The organism is Halalkalibacter akibai JCM 9157, from assembly GCF_000513135.1.
Lineage (GTDB): Bacteria > Bacillota > Bacilli > Bacillales > Bacillaceae_D > Halalkalibacter > Halalkalibacter akibai.
Genome location: NZ_BAUV01000135.1, coordinates 1 through 708, shown reverse-complemented (window position 1 = coordinate 708; position 708 = coordinate 1). Strand labels below are relative to the sequence as shown.

Sequence of the window (708 nt, the reverse complement as noted above, 5' to 3'; positions counted from 1 at the left end):
AAAAATGCCTGACCACACTAAAGTTTATAAGAACCAAACGGAATTGTATGATCAAATGGTCTCAAAACAGCCGAGCTTACTGAAAGTTATAGAGGAGCTTACACCTATTAATCAATTAGATGTTATCGATATGGGAGCTGGGTCTGGAAGGTTAACAGATATTCTAGCTCCTCAAGTTAAATCAATTTTAGCATTAGACTCTTCAGCTGAAATGTTAAAAATAGTTGATGAAAAGTTAAAGGATAATACAGGCTTGAGCTATAAAACACAGGTAGCAGACCATCGGAAAATACCAGCAGCAAACGATAGTGCTGATTTAGTTGTAGCAGGTTGGACAATTTGTTATTTAGGTAGCTCGAACGTAGAGAATAATGTACATAATATTGAGACGGTTATGAAAGAAATTATGCGAGTTCTCCGCACAAAAGGAACTGTAATAATCTTTGAAACAATGGGAACTGGTTTCGAAACACCCAATCCACCTGAATTCTTAAAACATTACTATTCATTACTTGAAAATGAATATGGTTTTTCTCATAAGTGGATACGCACAGACTATCAATTTGATAGTTTACAGCAGGCTGATGAGTTAACAAGGTTTTTCTTTGGTGATGAACTTGCGGAGAGAGTGGTAAAAGAAAATTTAATTACACTTCCTGAATGTGCGGGTGTTTGGTGGTTGAAAAAGGATACTAATTGAACTAAGTA

General features: G+C 35.6%; 1 protein-coding gene. It reads left to right on the top strand.

Annotated elements, in window-relative coordinates:
* Positions 1 to 700: class I SAM-dependent methyltransferase (locus JCM9157_RS23065; RefSeq protein ID WP_369384796.1), on the top strand; the 700-nt coding region annotated here is incomplete at its 5' end.
* Positions 701 to 708 lie beyond the last annotated feature (8 nt).